General features: G+C 66.2%; 16 protein-coding genes and 1 pseudogene. 9 read left to right on the forward strand and 8 right to left on the reverse strand.

All coding sequences use genetic code 11. The features are described from left to right. Positions 1-55: 55 nt before the first annotated feature. Positions 56-658, forward strand: coding sequence for a TetR/AcrR family transcriptional regulator (locus tag VZQ01_RS38720; protein ID WP_426746134.1), 603 nt, complete (start codon positions 56-58; stop codon positions 656-658). Between the two features lie 63 nt (positions 659-721). Here the strand turns inward: VZQ01_RS38720 and VZQ01_RS38725 are convergent, their stop codons facing one another. After that, positions 722-1,630 (reverse strand): NAD(P)-dependent oxidoreductase, encoded by a 909-nt coding sequence (locus tag VZQ01_RS38725; protein WP_426746135.1) that lies wholly within the window; start codon positions 1,628-1,630, stop codon positions 722-724. A 132-nt stretch (positions 1,631-1,762) separates the two neighbouring features. On the opposite strand from VZQ01_RS38725, the gene VZQ01_RS38730 reads away from it, so the two are divergent. Together VZQ01_RS38730 and VZQ01_RS38735 are read left to right on the forward strand one after the other, a co-directional pair. Beyond that, a complete protein-coding gene (locus VZQ01_RS38730; protein WP_223747324.1) occupies positions 1,763-2,113 on the forward strand; it encodes a winged helix-turn-helix transcriptional regulator in 351 nt (116 codons plus the stop codon). Between the two features lie 92 nt (positions 2,114-2,205). After that, positions 2,206-2,382: pseudogene (locus tag VZQ01_RS38735) on the forward strand (lyase family protein); the annotation flags it as partial. 101 nt (positions 2,383-2,483) lie between these two features. On the opposite strand, the gene VZQ01_RS38740 reads toward VZQ01_RS38735, so the two are convergent. From VZQ01_RS38740 to VZQ01_RS38750, 3 genes are all read right to left on the reverse strand, one after another. Next, entirely contained in the window at positions 2,484-2,885 is a 402-nt protein-coding gene (locus tag VZQ01_RS38740; RefSeq protein WP_426749048.1) for a hypothetical protein, read from the reverse strand. A 66-nt stretch (positions 2,886-2,951) separates the two neighbouring features. After that, entirely contained in the window at positions 2,952-4,229 is a 1,278-nt protein-coding gene (locus tag VZQ01_RS38745) for a fibronectin type III domain-containing protein (RefSeq protein WP_426746136.1), read from the reverse strand. A 241-nt stretch (positions 4,230-4,470) separates the two neighbouring features. Further along, on the reverse strand, positions 4,471-6,351 hold the full coding sequence (locus tag VZQ01_RS38750) for a Vps62-related protein (protein WP_426746137.1): 1,881 nt from the start codon (positions 6,349-6,351) through the stop codon (positions 4,471-4,473). 277 nt (positions 6,352-6,628) lie between these two features. Here VZQ01_RS38750 and VZQ01_RS38755 point away from each other — a divergent pair, with 277 nt between their 5' ends. Then, positions 6,629-8,026: an FAD-dependent oxidoreductase gene (locus VZQ01_RS38755; RefSeq protein WP_426746138.1), complete on the forward strand. Its 1,398-nt coding sequence runs from the start codon at positions 6,629-6,631 to the stop codon at positions 8,024-8,026. Between the two features lie 420 nt (positions 8,027-8,446). Here the strand turns inward: VZQ01_RS38755 and VZQ01_RS38760 are convergent, their stop codons facing one another. Continuing rightward, positions 8,447-10,231: an ATP-binding protein gene (locus tag VZQ01_RS38760; RefSeq protein WP_426746139.1), complete on the reverse strand. Its 1,785-nt coding sequence runs from the start codon at positions 10,229-10,231 to the stop codon at positions 8,447-8,449. A 697-nt stretch (positions 10,232-10,928) separates the two neighbouring features. On the opposite strand from VZQ01_RS38760, the gene VZQ01_RS38765 reads away from it, so the two are divergent. The 4 genes from VZQ01_RS38765 to VZQ01_RS38780 are packed head-to-tail and all read left to right on the forward strand — an operon-like array spanning position 10,929 to position 14,318. After that, positions 10,929-11,966: a hypothetical protein gene (locus tag VZQ01_RS38765; protein WP_426746141.1), complete on the forward strand. Its 1,038-nt coding sequence runs from the start codon at positions 10,929-10,931 to the stop codon at positions 11,964-11,966. Between the two features lie 24 nt (positions 11,967-11,990). Then, positions 11,991-12,548 (forward strand): 16S rRNA (guanine(966)-N(2))-methyltransferase RsmD, encoded by a 558-nt coding sequence (rsmD, locus tag VZQ01_RS38770; RefSeq protein WP_223747330.1) that lies wholly within the window; start codon positions 11,991-11,993, stop codon positions 12,546-12,548. A gap of 45 nt (positions 12,549-12,593) precedes the next feature. After that, positions 12,594-13,076 carry a pantetheine-phosphate adenylyltransferase gene (gene coaD, locus VZQ01_RS38775; protein ID WP_046714191.1) on the forward strand — a complete coding sequence of 161 codons (483 nt, stop codon included), beginning with the start codon at positions 12,594-12,596 and terminating at the stop codon, positions 13,074-13,076. A gap of 51 nt (positions 13,077-13,127) precedes the next feature. Continuing rightward, a complete protein-coding gene (locus VZQ01_RS38780) occupies positions 13,128-14,318 on the forward strand; it encodes a pyridoxal phosphate-dependent aminotransferase (RefSeq protein ID WP_426746143.1) in 1,191 nt (396 codons plus the stop codon). Between the two features lie 52 nt (positions 14,319-14,370). Here VZQ01_RS38780 and VZQ01_RS38785 read toward each other — a convergent pair whose 3' ends face one another. Beyond that, positions 14,371-15,192: a hypothetical protein gene (locus VZQ01_RS38785; protein ID WP_426746144.1), complete on the reverse strand. Its 822-nt coding sequence runs from the start codon at positions 15,190-15,192 to the stop codon at positions 14,371-14,373. 153 nt (positions 15,193-15,345) lie between these two features. On the opposite strand from VZQ01_RS38785, the gene carB reads away from it, so the two are divergent. After that, a complete protein-coding gene (gene carB / locus VZQ01_RS38790; RefSeq protein ID WP_141323461.1) occupies positions 15,346-18,600 on the forward strand; it encodes a carbamoyl-phosphate synthase large subunit in 3,255 nt (1,084 codons plus the stop codon). 100 nt (positions 18,601-18,700) lie between these two features. Here the strand turns inward: carB and VZQ01_RS38795 are convergent, their stop codons facing one another. Then, a complete protein-coding gene (locus tag VZQ01_RS38795) occupies positions 18,701-19,105 on the reverse strand; it encodes a hypothetical protein (RefSeq protein WP_141323460.1) in 405 nt (134 codons plus the stop codon). 314 nt (positions 19,106-19,419) lie between these two features. Beyond that, entirely contained in the window at positions 19,420-21,219 is a 1,800-nt protein-coding gene (locus VZQ01_RS38800) for an SIR2 family protein (RefSeq protein WP_223747333.1), read from the reverse strand. Between the last annotated feature and the right edge of the window lies 1 nt (position 21,220).

Here is a 21,220-nt window from a genome sequence, read left to right on the forward strand (position 1 = left end):
GTGCGACTCAGGATTGATAGTGAGTCCGACTCACTTTTTCAAGGAGGAACGGCGGATGGAGAGAAAAGGTGGGCCGCCCGCGGGCGGTGGTGCGGGTGAACAACCCGTTCGTGCGGATGCCCGCCGCAATCGTGCGCGCATCCTGGATGCGGCCGAGGCCGTGTTCGCCGAGCAGGGCGCGTCAGCCTCGACCGAGGCCGTGGCCGCGCGCGCCGGCGTCGCGATTGGCACCGTGTTCCGGCACTTCCCAACCAAACCCGAGCTGCTCCAGGCCGTGGTGATGCACCTGCTGGACCGACTCATCACGGAAGTCGATGCGATGGTCGACAAGCAGGACGCAGGCACCGCCCTGTTCGAGTTCTGCGCCCGCGTCATGGCCATCAGCGCCCGCAACAGGGCGGTGTTCGCCCGACTCGCCGAAACCGGCGTCCGGGTCCGCGTCGGCGATGCGCTGGCCCGCCTCCGGCCCGGCGTCGATCTGCTGCTCGAACGCGCCCAGAAAGCGCGCACCGTCCGCGACGACCTGCGCCCCGCCGAGCTGATCGCCCTGCTCGCGGCCATCTGCCAGGAAGCGCTCGCGGATGAGTGGAGCGAATCATTCCGCAAGCGCGCGCTCAGCCTCCTCTTCGACGGCCTGCGGCCGACCGCGAGACGTTGACCGCCATCCCGCGCCGGACAGGGCCGCCGCCTCGGCGTCCAGGGCCGTTGGGACGTGGGGGCCTCAGGCCGCCGTCGCCGGCTTCCTGAGCAGCTCGACGAGGGCGGAGATGCTGTGTTCCCCGTGGCCCCTCGCGACGGCCTCGCGAAGCAGGTCGTGCATGGGCTCGTGCCACGAGACGTCGAGGTTCCCCTCGGCTCCTATCTCGTGGTCGTAGGGGATGCCCTCGTGGAACAGCCCCAGCGATGAAGCGGGCTTGCTGTAGTCACCCGTGTCGATCTCCTCCGCCAGCGAGGGCAGCACAGCGCAGATCATCTGCAGCCATTTGACGGTGTAGGGCACCAGCGTGCTCGCGCTCTTGCCTCGACTCGTGACGAGGGCTGCTCCCTGGAAGAAGCCCAGGAGCGCGGGGAGGAGCGTGCCACCCACGGCCATCTCGTACAGCTTGGCGAGGTCGGGTTCGGTGCCGAGGTGGACGGTGTCTCCGCCGAGCACCTTCAACACGGCCTGGTGCTCGTCGAAGACCGCCTTGTCGCCGCTGTAGAGGAGTAGGGTGTCCGGCTTGCCTACCGCGTCCGGGACGTTCTTCACCGCGCCGTCCAGGAAGCGGAGGTCATGGCGCGTGGCCCACTCGGCCAGTCCGCGAGCGTTGGCGGGTGTTCCGGAGTTCAGCGTGACGAGGGTGCGGCCCGCCAGGGCGGACGCGGCGGGGGCCAGCACCTGGAGCGTGGCGTCGTAGGTCGTCAGGCAGGCGATGACGAGCGGGCTCGCGGCGACCGCGGCTTCGATGTCGCGGACCTGCGTGGCGCCCCTCGCCACCAGGGGTGCGGCCTTCTCAGCGGTGCGGTTCCACACCGTGGTCGGGTGCCCGGCGTCGAGGAAGGCCCCAGCCAGCGCGGCCCCCATCGAGCCGAGCCCGATGACGCTCACCGCGATGCGGTGGTCGTCCTGTGAAGTCTTGTTCCTGTGCATGGTCAGCTCATCCGAAGGAGAAGGTGGCCCTCGCGCTCGCGGAGGACGGTCCTTATCTGGTGGGATGCTGACGATTTGACAAGTACCGGCATTTTTATCGGGTACTGATGTTTTTGTTCGGATGGAGCCGGAATGAAGCGACGCAAGTACACATGTGGATTGGATGCGGCCATCGACGTGATGGGCGGAAAATGGAAGGCCCTCATCCTGTGGGCGTTGCAGACCGGAGCGATGCGCTTCGGTGAGCTCAAGCGCTCGGTGCCGGGGCTCAGCGAGCGGGTCTTGATTGCTCAGCTCAAGGAGATGGAAGCCAGCGGGCTGGTGCATCGCGAGGTGTTCCACCAGGTGCCCCCGAAGGTGGAGTACTCGCTGACGGAGCTGGGCCACTCGCTCATCACCGCGCTCCTTCCGCTGGGGGAGTGGGGCGAGAAGAACATGGCGCGCATCGAGGCCATCGCACGCCGGGCCCAGCCGCGCTCTTGATGGGGGAAGGCTGGACAGGCGTGCCACGATGACACCCGCCTGGGTTGCCTTTGTGATCGTGCGCGCGGCTGCGGTAGGGGTTGTTGCTCGCCGTGGAGCGCCTGCTCGGGGAGTTGAGCCGGCTGGAGCACGCCTTTCGCGCCAAGGGGAGGGCGCTCACGGGCCTGCTCAAGGTGGGGCGCACCCAATTGCAGGACGCGGTGCCCATGACGGTGCGCCAGGAGCTCGATGGGTTCGCCACCACCCTCGCGGAGGAGCACCCGCGCTACGCGGTGGCGATGTCCGCGTTGTGCTCGATAAAGCTCGTCCCTTCTTCGTGGGTGCTCTCAGCGAGGAGCGCGGCTGCCTCCAGTGTCCTGTCGCGGTGGTGTCAGTGCCTCACCCGCGTGGCGAGCCACGCCATCGGCAGGTACGCGACCACGATGTCGAGCACGATGAACCACGTCGGCGCGGGAATCATGAAGCTCGCGGCGATGCCGCCGGCCAGGAAGAGCGCGCCCACCGCGAACGCGAAGACCGTGCGATGACTCCCAGCGACGAGGAACGCGACCAGCGCTCCGGCGAACGAGCCGAGCGCGTGGGCCAGGAACGGAAACACGAAGTGCTTCGGCTCGAACAGGTGAATCGCGGCGGCGAGGCTCTCGGCGTTGGAGGTATCGACACCGGCGGGGGCGGGAACCACCCGTGGGCCGAGTATCACGAGCGCCATGTTGACGACCGAGCCCACCGCGAAGCCGACGATGACCGCGAGGATGTTGCGGATGATTTTCATGGGGCAGGCCGCGCAGTGTGACATGCCGCTGCGCGGCTGTCCCTCTATCGGCGACGCTTCACGTGGCTACGGGGTCGTCGTACAGGCGTACGGTGTCCAGGCGGAGGCGCCCGCCGCGTTCTGGGAGCGGATGGCGAAGCACATGTACGTGCCGGACGCGAGGCCACTCCAGGTATACGTGGTGGTGTTGGCGCCGAGGTTCAGCGTGGTGACACCGTTGGTGAGCTGGAATCCGGTCTCGTTGCCGGAGGTGTCCGTCCAGTTCACCCGGATGCTGGAGCTGTTGAGGGCGGTGGCTGTCGGGTTCGTCGGCATGGCGGGCACCGTGGGCGTGGTGGTGCATGCCCACGGCGTCCAGGGGGAGGTGCCCGTGGCGCTGTAGGCGCGGATGGCGAAGCACATATAGGTGTTGGGCGACAGGCCCGCCCACGTGTACGTGGTGGTGTTGGCGCCCAGGCTGACGGTGGTGACACCGTTGGTGAGCTGGAATCCGGTTTCATTGCTGGACCTGTCGGTCCAGTTGACGCGGATGCTGGTGCCATTGAGCGTGGTTGCCGTCTGTCCGGTGGGCGCCGCCGGAACGGTGAAGAATGCGCTCTTGTTCGTGGCGAGGGAGTTCCGGTCGTAGTCGTTCAGTCCGAGGGTGGGGTAGTCCCACCAGAAGCCCATCACGGAGGTCTCCATCGCCCAGCCCACGCTATCGGGGTGGGGAAGGCCGAAGCCGTGGCCGAGCTCGTGAGCGACGGCGCCGGTCTGCTTTCGCTGGCCGGACCACCAGTAGGCGCCCTCCGACACGTGGCCCTGGAGGCTGTCGATGGCCCAGTCGCCGACGATGGCCTGTCCGCCGTTGCCGCCGGTGTACCCACGGCCTCCCGCGAAGCCGCCGGCGCCCTTGAAGAAGATCATCGTGACGTAGCCGCTCTGATTCTGAGCCGGAGGGGTGGGGTACCCGCGGGAGTGCAGCTCCGCCATGACGGCCCCCTCCATGTTGCCCGTGATGGTGATGACCCCGTCGTCGTAGATGTTCCCCGGCCCCCAGGAGATGCCGTACGACTCCTTGTTGCCGTTGGCCTGAACCACCTGCACCGGGTTGAGCACGAAGGTCGCGCCGTTGTTGTAGGTCGCATAGAAGCGCTGGATGTCGGCCATCGCGTTGTTGATGGCGGTGGCCTCTGCCTGCACCTCGGCACTGCTCACGCTCCAGTCGGTGGGCACGAACAAGACTGGCACCACCGAGTAGTCCGGCCAGGGATACGGAAACGTCGGGCTGGCTGTCGCGACGCCTGGCCCCAGCGAGCTGGAGAGGACGAGGACCGCGCAGAGGATGCTGAGACATCTGTTCATTGAATGCTCCTGAATCAGGCTTGCCCCGGTCAGGGATTGATTCTGGCCGAGGAGGGGTGTGGCGCACGGGAGTGTAAACCGCGCATGTGTTGCCCGATAGGACACCCGGAAGGCGGAGCGGACTTGTTGTGGTGCGTGTTTTATAATCGCAATGCGATTGTTCGGTGAACCCATCCTGATTGGGGCTTCGGGTTCGGAAGTGCGCGCCTTGCCTCGCTACCGAAGACAGTGCATCCCCAGCTCAGTCGAGGGGCAGGAAGTCCGGCCGGGACGCGCTCTTGGACATGGGCCCGGTGGGCCCGTCGTTGAGGATGCACTCGCCAGCGATGGGCTCGGACACTTCGCAGCCCGACTTCGGGTTGCCCCAGCGCTCGAGGCGGTTCAGCCAGGACAGGCTCCCCTCGAAGGTCCCCGGCGTGCGCCAGTCGAAGGGGACAAGCGCGCTCCACGTGTCCCAGGCGATGCCGCGGCCGGTGTCGTCCGCCAGGAAGTCCCCGTTGGGCAGGTTCCGATAGATGTGCCGCGCGGCATCCGCGTAGAGGCCGTGCGAGCCCTGCGCGGAGAAGAGCTCCGGTCGCCAGCCCAACAGGCCCAGGCCCTTGTCGCCATACGTAAAGGTCTGCCCGCTGGCGTGCTGGCTCAGGTAGACCTGCGACGGGCGGCCGTCCACGAATCTCACCGTGGCGTGCTCCCAATCCCCCACGTGGTTGCCGAAGGTGGAGTACCCGCCCACGCAGCCCCAGGGCGAGTACCAACCGATGCAGACCCGCTTGCCATTGTTGTATGGATAGAACATCCAATACACCACGTCGGTGGTGGACGTGGGCTGGCCATTCACGGTGCGGGTGATGAGCTCCGCATAGACAGGCACCGGCGTCTGGTTCGGTCGCTGCCCGTCCAGGAACTGTGGGTCCGTGCAGGAGTCGCAGCCCAGCGCCTGGTTCGTCACCTGATGACCGCCCTCCACGTGCACGTTGGCGAGATGGAACTCGGTGGAGGAGGGGAAGTAGGCCTCGCTCGGGTGCAGCCACACGCGAGGGGCGAAGGCCGCCGCGGTGGCCGCGCTCACGGGCAGCCCCTGGAGCTCCGGGTGCGCCGTCGCGCTCTTGTTGATGGCCCAGTAGCGGCTGCCCCCCGTGTCCGAGTGACTGGGACGCGCGACGAAGGTTGAGGCGGGCAGTCCCCGGTGATCCCTGGCGTTCGGCTGCCAGAGTCCCACGTCATTGTCCGCGCCGGAGCCGCTGTCATTCCACAGGGCGACCGGAGCGGCGGCCACCACGTACTCGCTCTTGAGGCAGCGGATGAGGTCCGTGGAGGGCTTGCCGTAGCCCAGCACGCCGACCGCGCCCAGGCAGGTGTAGCCAGCGGGCGCCACGGGCTCCCAGAACGAGCCGTCATGGGTGCCGCCGGAGCCCTTGTCGTTCCAGACCCAGACGTAGTCCACGGGCCGCGCGAGCAGGTCTCCCTCGCCTTGCACCACGAGCGCTGTCGAGGGGGCGGGGCCTCCGCCGCCATTGGGCATCGCGACATCGCCCAGGGAGTAGTAGCCCGGAGCCTGGGCGAGGTTGGGCCGCCAGATGGAGATGTCGTTGTGCGAGCCCGTGCCGCTGTCGTCGTAGATCCACTGGAAGGCGGAGACGGACTTGAGGAGGAGTCGCTGGCTGAAGCGCAGCGGCGCCCTGTCGGAGGTGAGGGTGAGGTCCGCGCTCTGGCCCGGTGAGGCGGTCGCCGCGACGAGCTTGTACGTGCCGGGGGCCAGGGAGACAGCGAGCCGCGCGCCCAGGTTGCCCGCGCTGTTGTCGTCCTCGGCGAGCACGTTGCCGCTGGCGTCGAGGAGATAGAGGTAGGCGTCCACGGACGAGGTGAGCGAGAAGGTCACCGTCGCCGAGGGGCCCGCATGGTCGACGATGAAGGTGCGATTGCCGGGATGCGTGGGATTCCTGCCACCCGAGCCGAGCCAGCGCCCATACACCGTGTTGCCCTGGAGTCCCGCGAGGGACGCCTCCGTGTCGCGGAGCACGGTGTCTTCCACGGCCTCCAGCGGACCTCCACATCCCAACGCGCTCACTCCCAGCGACGACAGCACGAGCCAGCGGCGTGAACCCAGACGTCCAGCGAGCATATGGGCCTCTTCATGATCCTGCGTGAGCGCGCAGGATACACTCGATGCGGAACGCGACCATCGCTGCCCCAGGCTCCAGGCAGCGGGCCTGGCATTCGAGCCCCGGACCCGAGAGGGCATGTCAGACCGGTGATGTGCAATCTCCTCGGCGGGCGCGCGCGGCCCAGGGGACGGCGGACCCCTCTGAGCAGCGGCGCCACGACATGAACCCGTGGAGGCTTGGGACTTGGAACCCTCTGGACGCAGATTCGGAAGCGCCGTGGTCATTGGCGGCAGCATGGCGGGACTCCTGAGCGCCCGGGTGCTCGCGGACCACTTCGACACGGTGACGCTGGTGGAGCGGGATGTCCGGGGGGAGGGGCCCGCAGCGCGCAAGGGTGTTCCGCAAGGACCGCACATCCACGTGCTGCTGGACGCGGGCCGGCGCATCCTCGACAAGTACTTCCCAGACCTGTTCGAGCAACTCCAGGTCCAGGGCGCCGAGCTCATCGACTCGAGCGGGGACCTCGCCTGGCACCACTTCGGGGTGTGGAAGCTGCGCCGCACCAGCGGCATCCCCGGGTTGCTGTGCACCCGGCCCCTGCTCGAGTGGAACGTCTTGCGCCGGGTGAAGGCGCGGCCCAACGTCGTGGTGCGCGAGGGCTGCTCCATCGAAGGGCTCATCCACGACGAGAAGGGCACGGGACGCATCACGGGCGTCCGGGTCAAGACACCCCAGGGTGAGGAGTCGTGGGCGGCGGACCTCGTCGTGGATGCCAGCGGCCGGGGCTCGCGGATGCCTCAGTGGTTGGAAGCCATCGGCTACGCGCGCCCGGAGGAAGAGCAGGTCATCGTGGACCTTTCCTACACGACGTGCCTGCACGAGCCGCCGCCCCACTTCCAGAAGGAATGGAAGGCGCTCTTCCTCTATCCAAATCCTCCCAAGGCCTGGCGCGCGGGTTTCATCTCACACGTCGAGGGAGGCCGGTGGATCGTCACCCTCAATGGCTACTTCGGGGAGCACGCGCCCACCGAGTACGCGGGGTTCCTCGAGTACGCGCGCTCACTGACGCGTCCGGACCTGTACGACTTCCTGAAAGAGGCCACGCCGATAGGGCCCATCTCCCAGCACAAGGTGAAGGACTGCCGGTGGCGGCACTACGAGAAGCTGCCCCGCTTTCCCGAGGGGCTGGTCATCCTGGGAGACGCCGCGTGTGCCTTCAACCCCCTCTACGGGCAAGGCATGTCGGTGGCGGGGCTTGGCGCTGAGCTGCTGGACGCCTGCCTTCGCGAGCAGACCGGACGAGGCGAGCTGTCGGGCCTGGCGCAGCGCTTCCGCGAGCGGCTGCCTGAAGTCATCCGGCTCCCGTGGCTGTTGGGCACGGGCATGGACCTGCTGTATCGGCAGGCCGTCGGGAAGCGGCCCTTCGGGCTGGGCTTGCTGCACTGGTACATCCTGCGGCTGATGGAGCGCACGTCGACGGACGCACACGTCCATCGCCAATTCTACCGGATACTGCACCTGCACGCGGGGTTGGAGGCGGTTCTCCAGCCCTCCGTGGTCTTGCCCGTGTTGGGTCATGGCGTCATGTCGCTCTTCCGCCCGCTCGAGCGGCTGGCGAATACCGAGACACGACCTCCCACTGTCACGCCCCCGCGTCCAGGCCCTGTCCCGGTCGAGAAGTCCACCGGGTAGCCGCCGCGGCCCGGGCCCTCGATGCCTCACGAGGGACTCGGAGATGCCCGTGGAGAGGGTGGAAAGCGAAGTCGGCCTTGACCACGTCGAAGGGCGCACGTGGCGTGGCTTCCACCACCACGCCACTCTCTGCGCCGTCGCCCATGGATTCCTGGCGCTCCGTCGGGCGCTTTTCCCCCGGAGCCGAGTGCACTGGACGCTGTCGATGGTGCATCGCGCGCTTCAGCCCCTGCTCCAGCAGATTGGCACCCGCCCGCTCTGCAGCAATGCCATCAGGCCCAGAGCTCCGCCTGAGCTGCCCTCACTGATGTGACCAAGTCATATCAGTTCCGTGTCTCAATAGGTGTAGGTCTGCCCGCTGGCGTGCTGGTTCAGGCGGATCTGCGACGGCCGGCCCTCCACAAGGCGCACCGTGGGCGTTTACTTGCTGTTTTGCGAACTCGCCCAGGCTTTAGTTTTGTTTCGAATCTGCTCTAAGCGTTTGCGATCAGAGATTCCTAGTGCCTCATTCTCTATTAAGTCCTCAAAGGCGTCTGCGAACTCAGAGCGAAGCTTGTTGATGTCTTTGATGATGTGCTCGTCGTAGTCTGCGAGTTCGCTGGCGATTAGGGAGAGTGAGAAGTGCTGAAAGCTGCGATTTTTCCTCCAGGAGTTGATGATTTGATGAATAGTTGGAGATTTGAGGACCATCGTCAAGGCACTTGGCGCCCGAACGATTGCGTGAGCGAATGCATTCTCATCACCACTCTCGATAATGTCTTCAATCGCTTGGCGCTGTTTTTCGTCGGAGACCTGTGCCAAGGTTTCATCGTATTCTCTGGCCAATTCTTGCCAGATGTCATGGGAATCGGAGTAGTACATTCGAGCAGATCTGTCGAATGAGGCGTCGAGGAGTCTTGCTTGAGCTATTGCTTTCCGCTTGAATAGTTCTTTCGTTTGATCGGATGGTGCCTGGTCTATTCGTCGAAGCGTTTGCGCGAGGTGAATGTAGAGCGAGAATAGTTGGATGCTGTTTTTTGGTTCTGGTGAAGTAAGTGCTGCTTCAATTCTTGTGGAGAATTCTGCAAGCTCGGTATCTCCCCAGAAGAGCGAGATGCCGTTTCTGCTGTCGTGCAAGATCTGTTCTGTTGCGGAGAGTTGCCGGGTCAGGGGCAAGAGTTCCTCGCGGGTCTGTTTTTCTGTGAAGTACCCATTTCTGATGAAGTTGTATGTTGCAAGATTGAAGCTGTATTTTGCTTTCGAGATTTTGCCGTAATATCTCTCGATAAAAGCGATTCGACTGTCGTTTAATTGTGTGCGGCTCTCCTCGGATAGCCCGAACGCTGTTAGTTTGTTGAAGTCATAGAAATCGCCTGCCTGTAGCGAGCCGCTGTCTGACTCTATTCGCAGTGTCGCCAGGAGGAGTGTGTGTTCAGTTTTTATGTTGGCCGCCCCAATGACTCGGGCTAGTTCTGAAATCCCGGTCATGATTTTTGATAGAGTGCGAAGGTTGGTCCATTTTGATTGGTTGAAAATCTCCATGATGCCGAATTGATCCCGGATCAGTAGTGCGTGGATCTGGGGGTTGGATTCCCAGTGTTTGGCGAAGAGTGTGTAGGTTGTGTCGATGTCGGCCTCTAGTGTTATTTGGTACTGGGCGACTCGCTCTTTGTATTGCCGAAGAACCGTATCGGATTCTTTGTCATTCTCTGCGAGTGCGGTCTCGTTGGTAATGAGAAGAACCCTTGCCTTCTTTGTCTCTGTTAATAGTGCCGTAAATCCAAAGATTTCTTTAAGGGAGAGCGATGAAGGAGCTCTTTCGAGATCGTCAAGGCAGATGATGAGTCCGTCCTCGACAAGATGGACTGGGTCGAGATGTGAAGATAGAAATGTAGTGCCCAGGAAGAGGTCAACGCCTTTGCGAATGCCTGCTCCAAGCAGTTTGCCGAAATCCTTCTTGAGCGCCGCTTGGTATTCCTTGGCGTTCAGGGATGCGGCCCTGCGAATAAGGCTTGCATTCATCAGTGCGACCTTCAGGGCAGCGAGAGAGTCGATGCCAAATAGCGAGAGCGTTATTGGTCTTTCTGTCTCGAGCTTGGGAGCAACTCGTGTGCTCCAAAGGAAGGTCTTTCCGCAGCCCCATGGGCCTGAGAGAAGTATCGTCTTGCCGGCCTTGTCGAGAAGGTGGTGTTGTAGGATTTGTTCAACCTGGTCTTGGTTTTTCATTCTTTTCCTCTTCCTCTGCTGGGCAAACGGTGTCACAGCTTGCTGGAAGTGAGTTCGGAATTGCCTCAGTGAGAATTAGGCTACGCTGGCGGCGGAGAAGTCCGAGAATGTCCACCACCTTCGCCTCGTAGCACGTCACGAAGCGAAGAAAGTTCCGGAGCCAAGCGAAGAGTCGCTCCATTTCCCAACGTCGTCGATGCCAGAGTCGCTTGCGTCCGTCCCGCCTCTTCTGTTTTTACGCCTGCGGCAGCGTAGGGAAGTCATCTTGATTTTGCGATCGTGGCACAATCGCTCGTTGAGTTTGTTGGCGGTGTAGGCATTGTCATCGACAGGTCGGTCGGGGATTTGGTAGTGGAGGCTTTCGTCGAGGGGCGCCTGGGATTTTGGTTTCGCGGAAAGTGGCGCTTGCCGCGCCAATGGCGAGATGGAGACATGTGCTGTCTGCACCTGCTATGATCTTCATCGGGCCTGACATCTAAGAGTGCGGTGCCGCAACTGATCTTCCGCATCGCTTGGGCGAACACTGGCTGATGGGCCTGGTAAGAATACACAGGGGCGCATGGTCAACCCAGTCGTCTCGGAGATAGGATGGGTTCGCAATTGCAAGGTGTATAGTGCCCGAACCAGTACGCCAACCGACGCTTTCCTCAGCTTCGCCTTGCCATCGGGCCCACAGGCGGACGATTCTCCGCGCCCCATGAGTGTGCTCGACAAGGTGCTGTCATTGCGGCCCGGCAACACGGTGGCCCGGGTAGGCGCGAGCTCGCGCGTGCCGCTGCTCAACCCGCGTGAACCGCTGCGCGCCCTCGAGCGTCTCCCGGTGGCCCTGGCCTGTCTCCCCGTCCAGTCGAACGCCGCTCTGCCGGGCCTGCTCCGCGCCGCGCGCTCCGAGGACGCCGTTCTCGGACTCGCCTGTCCGCACCCCACCGCCGACCGTGGCGCCGCCGAGCGCTTCATCGCGGCCGTCCACGAGGCCGCCGCCGAGGCCGAGCACGCGCGCCCCCTGTTCCTCCAGGCCGGTCCCATCCGCGTCACCGGCTCCGACGAGGACTCCCTCGCCCCCCTGCGAGAGGGCCTCTTCCGCGTCGTCGACGCGGGCTTCACCCTGGTCTCCCTCGACCTGTCCCGCCTGGACTCCTACGCCGCCGTGGAGGCCGTGAACGCCCTCGTCGGCCCCGTGACGGAGCGCGAACTCGCCCTCGAACTCAGCGCTCCGACGCCCGCCTCGGGCGGCCTCATCGACGCCTACCGCACCCTCCTCGAGGGACTGTCCCAGTGGAAGGTCCCCCTCCGCTTCGTCCGCGTCTCCGAACGTGACCTCGGCGGCGCCGAACCCGACGTGGGCACGCTGCGCTCCATCGTCGACCTGGCCACGGACTACAACGCCTCCGTCTGCGTCGGCGACGTCCGCGAGGGCTTCCCCCGCATGCTCCCCACCTACGTCGCCGCGGGCGCGAAGAAGGTCGACTGCGTGGGCCCCTTCGAGCGGCTCGCGCTGACCTCCTGGCCCCCCGAGGTCCGCGAGAGCCTCGAATCCAAATCCACCGCCTCGGGCGTCGCCGCCGGAGAGCTCCTGAGCGTCGTCGAGGACTCCCTGCCGCCCCTCGACCCCCAGGCCCGCGAGCGGCTCGAGGCCCTGTCCTTCGCCGAAGCCGCCGAGGTCCTCGCCGCCCTGGGCGCCGCCGGCACGGGCCACTCCGTCATGCGCTTCCTCGCGCAGAACCAGGGCGAGTAGCCCCCGCGCGGTGTAGAAGGCCCCATGCGAATCGTCTCAGGCTCCGCGAAGGGCAGGGCGCTGGCCGGCCCCAAGCCCACGTCGCAACACATCCGCCCCACCGCGGACCGTGTGCGGGAGACCGTCTTCAACGTCCTCGGCCAGTTCCTCGACGGCCAGCGCGTCCTCGACCTCTACGCCGGCACCGGCGCCCTGGGCCTCGAGGCCCTGTCCCGCGGCGCGGGCGCCGTGGTCCTCGTCGACCAGGACCGCGAGGCCCAGGCCCTGTGCAAGCAGAACACCCAGGCGCTCGGCTTCTCGGCCCAGGTGGAGCTGCTCTCCCAGCCCGTGGCGCGGGGGCTCGACACCCTGGGCCGCCGGGGCGACCGCTTCGAGCTCATCTTCGCGGACCCGCCCTACGCGGCGCGCGTGGTGGAGACGGTGCTGGAGGCCGTCATGGCGGCGAAGGTGCTCGCGCCCGGCGGGATGCTCGTCGTCGAGCACGACAAGCGCGAGGAGGCCCCCGAGTCGCACGCCGGGCTCACCCGGGAGGACCAGCGCCGCTTCGGGGACACCCTGGTCAGCTTCTACCGGGCGCCGTGAGCATTCCTTGACCGGCCCTCGGCCCCGTCCGAGACTCCCCGTCGCATGCCTGTCGCCATCTACCCAGGTTCGTTCGATCCGCTCACCAACGGGCACCTGAGCCTCATCCAGCGCAGCCTGAAGATGTTCGACAAAGTCATCGTCGCCATCGCGGTGAACCCCAAGAAGACCCCCCTGTTCACCGAGGACGAGCGCCGCGACCTCATCCGCGACGCCGTGAAGGACGACCGTGTGGAGGTGGACGCCTTCCATGGTCTGCTGGTCGACTACGTCAAGCGCCGCGGGGTGAACGTCATCGTCCGCGGGCTGCGCGCGGTGTCGGACTTCGAATACGAGTTCCAGCTCGCGAACATGAACCGCAAGCTGGCGCCCACCGTCGAGACGGTCTTCATGATGACAGGTGAGGACTACTTCTACATCTCCTCCCAGCTCGTGCGTGAAGTCGCCTCGTTCGGAGGGGACGTCACGGGGCTGGTCCCGCCCAATGTCCACGCGGGGCTGCAGGCGAAATTCGCGCGGAAGACGTAGCGGCCCGACAGCCCTTGTCGGGCCGGCCCTGGCGCGCTACGCATCCGGGCCATGAAACTTGCCCGCCGGCTCCAGGCCATCAAGCCCTCCCCGACGCTCGCTCTCAATTTCCGCGCCAAGGCGCTCGCGGCCCAAGGCGTGGACATCGTGGTCCTGGCGGCGGGCGAGCCCGACTTCGACACGCCCGACTACATCAAGCAGGCCGCGGTCGACGCCATCAACGCGGGCTTCACCAAATACACCGCCACCGCGGGCATCCCCGAGCTGCGTGAGGCCATCTGCAACAAGCTGGAGCGCGACAACGGGCTGCGCTTCACCCCTGAGCAGGTGCTCGTCACCTCCGGCGGCAAGCAGGCGCTCTACAACTTCTGCCAGGCGGTGCTGGACGAGGGTGACGAGGTCATCATCTTCGCGCCCTACTGGGTCAGCTACCCGGACATGGTGCGGCTGGCCGGCGCGACGCCCGTCATCGTCAACACGCGCGAGGAGGACGGCTTCGCGCCGGACCCGGACGCCATCCGCCGGGTGCTCACCCCGCGCACGCGCGCCATCATCATCAACAGCCCGGGCAACCCCACCGGTGCGGTGTACTCGCGCGCCGCGCTGGAGGGCATCGCCGACGCCGTGCGCGGCCACGACTGCCTCATCGTCACCGACGACATCTACGAGAAGCTCCTCTACACGGGCGAGCGGCTGGGCCTCAGCGACGTGGCCCCGGACCTGGTGCCCCGGCTGGTCGTCGTCAACGGCATGAGCAAGGCGTACTCCATGACGGGCTGGCGCCTGGGCTACGCGGCGGGGCCCCGGCCCGTGCTGTCCGCGATGCAGCTGGTGCAGGACCAGTCCACGTCCAACACCTCGTCCATCGGCCAGAAGGCGGCGCTGGCGGCGCTCAAGGGCCCGCCGGACACCATCACGGCCATGGTGAAGGAGTACCAGGAGCGCCGGGACTTCTTCGTGGGCGGCCTCAACGCGCTCGACGGCGTGCGCTGCCGGATGCCCGAGGGCGCCTTCTACGCGCTCGCGGACGTGCGCGGCCTCTACGGGCGGCCCTACAAGGGCAAGGCCGTGGCGGGCTCGGTGCAGCTCTCCGAAATCCTGCTGGACGACTTCCGCGTCGCCGCGGTGCCGGGAGATCCGTTCGGCGCCGAGGGCTACATCCGCATGAGCTTCGCGACCTCGCGCCAGGTGCTCGGCAAGGGGCTGAAGCGGCTGGGCGAGCTGGTCCAGGCGCTGCGCTGAAGTCCCTAGAGCGCTCCGGTGTCGCCCGAGCGCGACGCCGGAGCGAACGGGCTCAGTCCGTGTAGGCGAAGGCGCGGTGCTCCTCGCCATAGGGGCGATAGACGAGCACCGCGGCGCGGCCGGAGAGGTTGCCCACGGCCACCCAGATGTCCTTCGTGTTGCGCAGGTCCAGGCCCAGCCGGGCGGGGGCCTTGCCGTACTTCTTCTCCATCGCCTCGAGCGTGAGCACCTCCACGTCGTAGAGCGAGATGAGGTCCGTGCGCTTCACGCGCAGCTGCTTCACCCACGCGGCGACGAGCTCCTCGGGCGTGGCGTAGCGCTTGTCCTCGAGCTGGAACGGGTAGAACAGCTCGTTGGCGGTGCTGCGCACGTCGCCGGTGAGCAGGAACTGGAAGAGCACGCGCGCGCTCGTCTGGATGTCCTGCCGCTTGAGCTCCTCCGCGGAGGTGGGCGGAGGGGGCGCCGTGTCGAGCCCCGCCTGGAGGTTCGTGGGCATGGCCGGCACAGGCGTGGCGGCCGTCGGGGGCGCCGTGGTGGGCTTCTGTGCGGGCGCGGGGGCGACGGGCTCGGCGCGCCTGGGCGGCGGAGGCTTCGCGTCCGCGGCGGGCTTCTCTGGCGCGGCGGCGGCGGGCTTCTCTGGGGCGGCGGCGGGCTTCTCCGCGGCGGCGGCGGGCTTCTCCGGGGCGGCGGCTTCGGCCGGCTTGGGGACGGGGGCGGGGGGCGGCTCGGCCTTCACGGGAGGCGAGGCGGCGGGGGCCTGGGCGGCGGGCTCCTGGGGGGCGGGGGGCGCGGCGGTGGGCTCGGGCGTCTCCTGCGCCAGGGCGAGCGCGGGCGAGGTGAGGGAGAGGATGAGGGCCAGGGACCAGCGACGCATGCGACCTCCGAGAAGGGGCGGAGCGTAGCAGAGCGGGGCGCCCTGGCGCGTGCCGGGTGTGGACCCGGCGCACCGGGCGGCTGGGCGGCCGGCAGGACACGGCCACATAACATCCGTGCATGCCGGGGCAGAGGTTGGTATGGGGGCGCCCCGATGCCCAAGCGTACCGATATCCGCAAGGTTCTGGTGATTGGCTCGGGCCCGATTGTCATCGGGCAGGCCGTCGAGTTCGACTACTCCGGTACTCAAGCCATCAAGGCTCTCCGGGATGAAGGCGTGGAGGTGGTGCTGCTCAACAGCAACCCCGCCACGGTGATGACGGACCCCGAATTCGCCTTTCGCACCTATATCGAGCCCATCACCGTCGACGCGGCGGAGCGCATCCTCGCCGCCGAGCGGCCGGACTCGCTGCTGCCGACGATGGGTGGCCAGACGGCCCTCAACCTGGCCAAGGCGCTCGCCGAGCAGGGCATCCTGGAGAAGTACGGGGTGCGACTGATTGGCGCGTCGCTGGAGGCCATCAACAAGGCCGAGGACCGGCAGCTCTTCAAGGCGGCGATGCAGAAGATCGGCGTGGCGCTGCCCAAGAGCGGCTACGCGACGACGCTCGACCAGGCCATGGCGCTGGTGGAGGAGATCGGCTTCCCGGCCATCATCCGGCCCTCCTTCACGCTCGGCGGCACCGGCGGCGGCATCGCGTACAACCGCGAGGAGTTCGAGACCATCTGCCGCTCGGGCCTGAAGGCCTCGCCCACGTCCACCATCCTCGTCGAGGAGAGCGTGCTGGGGTGGAAGGAGTACGAGCTGGAGGTGGTCCGCGACACGGCGGACAACGTCATCATCGTCTGCTCCATCGAGAACCTGGACCCCATGGGGGTGCACACGGGTGACTCGATTACGGTGGCGCCCGCGCAGACGCTGACGGACCGCGAGTACCAGCGGATGCGTCAGGCGTCCTTGGCCATCATCCGGGAGATTGGCGTCGACACGGGTGGCAGCAACATCCAGTTCGGCATCCACCCGAAGGATGGCCGGATGGTGGTCATCGAGATGAACCCGCGCGTGTCGCGCTCCAGCGCGCTGGCGTCGAAGGCGACGGGGTATCCCATCGCGAAGATCGCCGCGAAGCTGGCGCTGGGCTACACGCTGGACGAGCTGCGCAACGACATCACCCGCGACACGCCGGCCTCGTTCGAGCCGACGCTGGACTACGTGGTGGTGAAGGTGCCGCGCTTCAACTTCGAGAAGTTCCCGCACGCGGACCGGACGCTGACCACGAGCATGCGCTCGGTGGGCGAGGTGATGGCCATCGGCCGGACCTTCCCCGAGGCGTACATGAAGGCGCTGCGCTCGATGGAGCTGGGGCGCGTGGGGCTGGAGCCGCCCGAGCTGCCGCAGGAGAAGGAGGAGCGCGAGAAGGTGCTGCGCGAGGCCCTGCGCATCCCGCGCCCCGAGCGGCCGTGGTTCGTGGCCCAGGCCTTCCGCGAGGGCCTGACGGTGGCGGACGTGCACCAGCTGTCCGCCATCGACCCGTGGTTCCTGCGCTACATCGAGATGCTGGTGCGCGAGGCGCAGTCCATCCAGGAGTACGGCCGGTTGGATCAGCTGCCGGACGAGGTGCTGCGGCAGGCGAAGGCGCACGGCTTCTCCGACAAGTACCTGGGCAAGCTGCTCGGCTACCCGGAGGAGGAGGTGCGGGCGCACCGGCACTCGCGCAACATCCGTCCGGTGTTCAAGCGGGTGGACACGTGCGCGGCGGAGTTCGAGGCGTTCACGCCGTACCTGTACTCGACGTACGAGGAGGAGGACGAGGCGCCTCCGACGGACCGGCAGAAGGTGCTCATCCTGGGCAGCGGTCCCATCCGCATTGGTCAGGGCATCGAGTTCGACTACGCGTGCGTGCACGCGGCCTTCGCGCTGCGCGAGGCCGGGTACGAGACGGTGATGGTCAACTGCAACCCGGAGACGGTGTCGACGGACTACGACACGTCGGACCGGCTGTACTTCGAGCCGCTGACGATTGAAGACGTGCTCGAGGTGTCGCAGCGCGAGAAGCCGGTGGGGGCGATTGTCCAGTTCGGTGGGCAGACGCCGCTGCGCATCTCGGTGCCGCTGGAGAAGGCGGGCCTGCCGATTCTCGGGACGCCGCCGGACGCGATTGACCGGGCGGAGGACCGCGAGCGGTTCAGCGCGCTCATCGAGAAGCTGGGGCTGACGCAGCCGGAGAACGGGGTGGCGCGCAGCCACGCGGAGGCGTTCAAGGTGGCCGAGCGCATCGGCTACCCGGTGATGGTGCGTCCCTCGTACGTGCTGGGTGGGCGGGCGATGGAGACGGTGTACGACGCGGCCAGCCTGGAGCGGTACATGCGCGAGGCGGTGAGCGCGTCGCCGGAGCACCCGGTGCTCATCGACCGGTTCCTGAAGGACGCCATCGAGGTGGACCTGGACCTGGTGGCGGACCGGACGGGCGCGGTGATGATTGGCGGGGTGCTGGAGCACATCCAGGAGGCCGGGGTGCACTCGGGTGACGCGGCGGCGACGCTGCCTCCGCACTCGCTGTCGCCGGACCTGGTGGAGCGGATGAAGGACCAGGCGATTGCGCTGGCGCAGGAGCTGGGGGTGGTGGGGCTGATGAACGTGCAGTTCGCCATCCAGGGGAAGACCATCTACATCCTGGAGGTGAACCCGCGTGCGAGCCGCACGGTGCCGTTCATCTCGAAGGCCACGGGTGTGGCGATGGCGAAGATCGCCGCGCTGTGCATGGTGGGCAAGACGCTGGCGGAGCTGGGGGCGACGCAGGAGCCCCAGATGAACCACGTCGCGGTGAAGGAGAGCGTGTTCCCGTTCGCGCGCTTCGCGGGGGTGGACGTCATCCTCGGGCCCGAGATGAAGTCGACGGGCGAGGTGATGGGGCTGGCGCAGGACTACGCGTCGGCCTTCGCCAAGAGCCAGCTGGCGGCGGGGGTGAAGCTGCCGAAGAGCGGCAAGGTGTTCATCTCCGTGAAGGACGACGACAAGCCGGCGGTGGTGGACCTGGCGCGGCGTCTGCGGGCGATGGGGTTCACGCTCATCGTGACGGCGGGGACGCACAAGTACCTGGCGACGAAGGGCATCGAGGCGCAGGTGGTGCAGAAGGTGAAGGAGGGCCGGCCGAACATCGTCGACAAGATCGTCGACGGGGAGATCGTGCTGGTCATCAACACCACCTTCGGCAAGCAGGAGATTGCGGACAGCTTCTCCATTCGCCGTGAGTCGTTGATGCACTCGGTGCCGTACTACACGACGGTGCAGGCGGCGCGCATGGCGGTGGGCGCGCTGGAGTCGCTCAAGCGGGCGGACCTGGAGGTCAAGCCGCTGCAGGAGTACCTGGGCGTTACGAGCACGGTGCCGGGCAAGGCTCGCCGGTAGGGTTCAGGGCGCTCGGTCCTGAGATGAATCGCGGCCCCGTTCCCCTGAGTTGGGAGCGGGGCCGTGGTGCTTCCGGGGGAGGAATGCCTCGGTTGAATGGTTACCGAGCCCGAGACAGCGTCACCGTCAGCGAGGTGATTGCCGGCGGCAGGGAGAGGGAGACAGTGCCTGCCTTGAGCTCATCCTGGGTGAGCTGGTGCTTGATGGTTCCAATCTCGTCGTCGAGGAGCGTGTCGATATCGAGGACCTTGAACTCGATGGGCTGGGCGAGCAGCACCTCCGCGGAGGTGGAGCAGCCACCCGTGCTCCACTGGGGCGTCCAGCTGGAGATCTCGGGTGTCCGCGTCACCAGCGGCTCGCCAGCGACGGAAGTCGGGCACCGCAGCTCGACGACCACATCCGGCGCCGAGCCATCGACGTCCCAGTCAAGGTTGTCGTTGGGATCCTGCGCGGAGATGGTGGCCTGAGAGGGCTGGATGGCCACCAAGGAGGAGACATCCAGCACGCACTCTCGTCGCTCGACATTGCAGGAGTTCAAACCCACGCACGCGGAACAGTAGAGGCCGCTGTTCCCACAGGCGTTCGTCGTGTTCCCCGCGATACAGGTGGTTCCCTGGCAGCAGCCCGAACACGACTCCGGGGTGCATTCCACCAGCGGGGGCGGTAGCGGCTCGGAGGTATCTCCGCAGCCACCTTCATCCGCTCCCATCAACACAACGGCGAGTACAGCCAGAAACAGGGATTTGTGCATGAGCTTTTCAGGTGATGCGACGTGAAGGATTCAACGAGGCGCGGTGGGCTGCGCCTCGGATGTGAAAGTCAGCGAGGTGCTTCGCTCAGCGACACCAGGAGGACTCTGCTTCCTCCGTCCGAACGCAGCCCCAAGGAGGAAATCCGCTGAAAGGGGACACCGAGGAGCTGCTGTCGTTCCGAGTCAGGACGCGGAGCGAGCACGAGGTTCATGGCTCGCCCTTGGTCGAAGGCCGTTCGGCTCGCAGGCTGGACGTAGCCGACCAGGGTGAAGGTGTCGTTTCGAAGGCGGTGGAATTCGAAGGATTCGCCCGTAGGGGTGGCGACGACGGTGGCTGCTCTCAACTGATAGACCGTCTCTGTTGGCGCGAAACCGTAGGAACCCTCGGGCATGTCGTTCGCACGTTGAGGTCTGTTGCTTCGAGGGATGAGACTGACCTGGTTCTTGCTGCGGAGCCCCTCGATGGTGGAGGGGTGCGTTGAAGCACCGACAAGGCCGCTGATGGGAACGGCTCGCGGTGGTGCGGGCTGCTGCGCGACTGGAACGATCGGCAGGTCGGGGTTGCTCCCTCTCGACTCCCGCTGGCGCTGGGACCTTCCGCGCTCTGGAGAGGGCGTGGTGGGCTCGGGGCGGTGGGGCGTCGACTCGGACTCGCGCAGGTACAGGAATCCCACTGCGACCAGTAGCAGAGGGACCAGCAGTCGTGGCCCGAAGCGCGTTCTTGAAGGTTCGACTTTCGTCGGGGGGAGGCTCGCTGTCGGAGCCACGGGTGGATCGACTCGCCCGGCGGTGGTCGCAGGGGGCGCTGGAGGCACGGCCTTCACGACGTCGGCCGGACTCGGGCGAGGTGGGGCTGCGACCGGAACGAGGACCTCCTTGGGCACGGAGGGGGGCGGAGCAATGGACGTAGGTGTTGCCAGACGTTCAATTTCCCTATGGAGGTCCTTGAACATCGTGTGACAGTTGATGCCTCCGTACATGCGGAACCGGCCGCGTCCGGAAATGGAGCCAATGCTCGAGATGAGAGACTTGTATCGAAAGTGGACCAGGGCACTATCCGACTCATAGAAGGCCCAGACGATGTCCACATTGGCGTGAGTGTCATGGCCACACTTCGCCAGGGCCTGCGTGACGATATCGTCCCATCCGCCGTAGCCAACCACCACCAGGATGTACTCACGCAGAAGTGACTGGAGTGATGCGTCAAGATTCGGGCGTTCCTGGGTCAACTGTATCGGGGTGTGAAGCGTATCCGAGCGGGTCCAGTACCCATGCAGATGGACGACGCGATGGTCGCCCCGCTCGGGCCGCACGGCATCCAGTCGTCCGTCTGCGTGAAGAATGACCTGCGACACCCGGCCCCCCGCTTGCCGAATGGCAACGGAGATGAGGGGGTCGAAATTGGTCGTCAGGATGGGACCGAATCGCTCGGGGAACGATACGACCAGCTTTCCGAGATCTCGCGTCGCGGCAGGCAGGTACCAACCGTGGTGGTCTTCGTCGAAGCGCTGGACGTCAGCGGTCTCGGCGGAGGATGCAGTCAGCCTGGCTTGCAACACGGCTTCGCGAATGACCCGATTGACCGCCTCCTGATTGCTCCAGCTCCGAAGGAGCTGCATCGCGAGTTGGTACTGCCGTGTGCTGTCCGCCGTCGCAAGAGTGGCATCGAACTCGGCCTCTGCCTTCGCGCCTGCTGCCGCCCTGGCGCGCCTGACCATCTCCGCGGTGCCTGGGACACCGGGGGATCCGGGTGTGTCCGGCATCGACAACGGAGAACCCACAAGAAAGGCAATCTTCTTGTCGCTGTTGCTCAGCGAGTTGAGCAGGGAGTTGGGTGACGCGAGTCGTTCAAGGGCTTCAACGGGCATG

Origin of the sequence: Myxococcus faecalis (assembly GCF_050039385.1) — a bacterium.
GTDB classification, from domain to species: domain Bacteria; phylum Myxococcota; class Myxococcia; order Myxococcales; family Myxococcaceae; genus Myxococcus; species Myxococcus fulvus.

Excerpts from the sequence above, each read along its gene's own strand:
- VZQ01_RS38730 (WP_223747324.1), top strand. The coding sequence starts at position 1,763 with ATGAAGCGACGCAAGTACACATGTGGATTGGATGCGGCCATCGACGTG.
- VZQ01_RS38785 (WP_426746144.1), bottom strand. The coding sequence starts at position 15,192 with ATGCGTCGCTGGTCCCTGGCCCTCATCCTCTCCCTCACCTCGCCCGCG.
- VZQ01_RS38725 (WP_426746135.1), bottom strand. The coding sequence starts at position 1,630 with ATGCACAGGAACAAGACTTCACAGGACGACCACCGCATCGCGGTGAGC.
- VZQ01_RS38780 (WP_426746143.1), top strand. The coding sequence starts at position 13,128 with ATGAAACTTGCCCGCCGGCTCCAGGCCATCAAGCCCTCCCCGACGCTC.
- VZQ01_RS38800 (WP_223747333.1), bottom strand. The coding sequence starts at position 21,219 with ATGCCCGTTGAAGCCCTTGAACGACTCGCGTCACCCAACTCCCTGCTC.
- VZQ01_RS38760 (WP_426746139.1), bottom strand. The coding sequence starts at position 10,231 with ATGAAAAACCAAGACCAGGTTGAACAAATCCTACAACACCACCTTCTC.
- VZQ01_RS38740 (WP_426749048.1), bottom strand. The coding sequence starts at position 2,885 with ATGAAAATCATCCGCAACATCCTCGCGGTCATCGTCGGCTTCGCGGTG.
- VZQ01_RS38755 (WP_426746138.1), top strand. The coding sequence starts at position 6,629 with ATGGCGGGACTCCTGAGCGCCCGGGTGCTCGCGGACCACTTCGACACG.
- VZQ01_RS38765 (WP_426746141.1), top strand. The coding sequence starts at position 10,929 with ATGAGTGTGCTCGACAAGGTGCTGTCATTGCGGCCCGGCAACACGGTG.
- carB (WP_141323461.1), top strand. The coding sequence starts at position 15,346 with ATGCCCAAGCGTACCGATATCCGCAAGGTTCTGGTGATTGGCTCGGGC.
- coaD (WP_046714191.1), top strand. The coding sequence starts at position 12,594 with ATGCCTGTCGCCATCTACCCAGGTTCGTTCGATCCGCTCACCAACGGG.
- VZQ01_RS38750 (WP_426746137.1), bottom strand. The coding sequence starts at position 6,351 with ATGCTCGCTGGACGTCTGGGTTCACGCCGCTGGCTCGTGCTGTCGTCG.
- VZQ01_RS38720 (WP_426746134.1), top strand. The coding sequence starts at position 56 with ATGGAGAGAAAAGGTGGGCCGCCCGCGGGCGGTGGTGCGGGTGAACAA.
- VZQ01_RS38745 (WP_426746136.1), bottom strand. The coding sequence starts at position 4,229 with ATGAACAGATGTCTCAGCATCCTCTGCGCGGTCCTCGTCCTCTCCAGC.
- rsmD (WP_223747330.1), top strand. The coding sequence starts at position 11,991 with ATGCGAATCGTCTCAGGCTCCGCGAAGGGCAGGGCGCTGGCCGGCCCC.